The organism is Defluviimonas sp. D31, assembly GCF_033436765.1.
GTDB lineage: Bacteria > Pseudomonadota > Alphaproteobacteria > Rhodobacterales > Rhodobacteraceae > Albidovulum.
The window spans coordinates 1-1,755 of sequence record NZ_JAWQFN010000057.1; the positions used below are offsets into that span (position 1 = coordinate 1).

Genomic DNA, 1,755 nt, shown 5'->3' on the forward strand with positions numbered 1-1,755 from the left:
TGCAGCAGGTCCTCGACGTTACGGAGCGAGAGCGGGAAGCGCACGTACATCATCACCGCCAGGCGGATGATCTCGCGGCTCGTCTTGAAGTATTTGAACGGGTCAGGCTTCGACATCAAGCGACGCTAGTCGGCGCCCTGCCTCGCCGCAAGCCGGGTTCCTCTGACACCGCCGTGGATCTCCATCGGGTCCGCTTCGAGTCGGAAGGTTGTGTCCTGCGCGTAGGACGCAGCAGTAGTGGCGGCCACAAGGGCCGTGGAAATCAGCAGCTTCTTCATGGGGAGAGACTCCTTTGACTGTCGGTTCAAGAGCGTCCGGACGCCTGCATGGAGAACTCTCCCAAGCCCGACTGGTTCCCCGGAGCGAATTTTCTGTCGGCGAACCTCCCCTGTCCGCCAGCTCCGCGCTGTTCATTCCACGATTGCCGGAATCTGCTTCTTGACCGACGCGATATCCGCGGCATGGTGGCCGGTGCGCTCCAGATCGAACAACAGGATCTCGACATGTTCGGCGACGGCTTCGCGCGCCTCGCTGTTCCCGGCCTCGAAGAGGCGTTGATAAGCACGAGCGAGCCCCTCGGCCATGAGGATGTTTGTCGCCGCAGAGCGTCGCAAAGGGCTGTATGCCTGATCGAGCAGACGCCGGATCGACGCGCCCGGCAGGATCACCCGAGGGCTGCCGGCCTCGTCGAGAATGACTTCCGGTCTGGGCTTGGTCTGCGCGATACGAGCGAGCGCCCCTGAGAGCATGTCGCTGACGGCAAGCGCGGTGAAGGTGTCGTTCACGCCTGGAGAGAGCGCCCGAAGGGCGATCTCGACGAGGAGGTTCATCGAGAAATGCACGGTGCCGGCGTCGGATCGCGCCGGTTCCTGGCGGACCGCGGTTTGCAGCGACTCGCAGGTTTCCCCGTCGACCGGACGACTGACACTGATGACGGGCGTGCCCTCGAAGAGATACTCGCCCGGCGTATGGCCGACCTGCACGACGATATCCTCGGACTTGGCCAACCGGACCAGCGCGTTGCGGTCGATCTGGGCTAGATAACCCGCCTGCGCGGTCTTTGCAGCAACGTGAAACGATTTCGCATCGGGAAGCTCAACGCTCAATGCGCTGCTGTCCTTGAGCCGCGCAAGGTCGCGTTCAAGCCGCGCCGCGATCTTGGCGAGCTCATCGTCGATGGAAACGGACTGGGCGACCGTCCGCACGAACCATATCAGTTGAACGACCGATGCGATCGCAAGCAGGCCCGCTCCGACCGTCGCGAGCCGTGGCACCTCCGCGCCCGAGAGACCGAGAGCTATGATGGCGTAGAGGAACGTGCCGCCGAGCAGCCCTGCCGTGATCTGGTTGGACCGTTCCGTCGTAAAGCGTTTGAGAAGGCGCGGACCGATGCTCGACGCCGCGAGCGTGAAGACGACCAGTGTCAGAGAATAGGCCAAGGCGAGTGCCGTCATGGCGCCGGTCGCAACCACGGAGAGGATCGTATGCACCGACGCAGCATCAAGCGACATGAGCCAGCGCGGTGTGCCGAAGGCGACTTCGCAAAGGACCGCAACCCAAGCCAGTGCCGCGATCACGAGCGCGAGCGACGCCGGAACGGTCAGAAGAGCCGTGAAGGGGGTTCGCCACTGCATCTTATGTCCTCCGAGGTGATGTCAGACCAATTCGAACTCGTCTTCGCTAATCGGGTTGCATATGTGAAGTCCTTCAGGCGGCTTGACCGCGCTGGCATCTGTGTCCCGGCAGGGTTCACTC

2 protein-coding genes and 1 pseudogene are annotated in these 1,755 nt (G+C 63.0%); all 3 read right to left on the reverse strand.

Features of this window, described 5'->3' with window-relative positions:
• Nucleotides 1-116 (reverse strand): annotated as a pseudogene (locus R5H32_RS20835) (IS6 family transposase); the annotation flags it as partial.
• A gap of 9 nt (nt 117-125) precedes the next feature.
• On the reverse strand, nt 126-278 hold the full coding sequence (locus tag R5H32_RS20840) for a hypothetical protein (RefSeq protein WP_318340553.1): 153 nt from the start codon (nt 276-278) through the stop codon (nt 126-128).
• A gap of 132 nt (nt 279-410) precedes the next feature.
• A complete protein-coding gene (locus R5H32_RS20845; RefSeq protein WP_318340554.1) occupies nt 411-1,634 on the reverse strand; it encodes a DUF2254 domain-containing protein in 1,224 nt (407 codons plus the stop codon).
• Nucleotides 1,635-1,755: the final 121 nt, after the last annotated feature.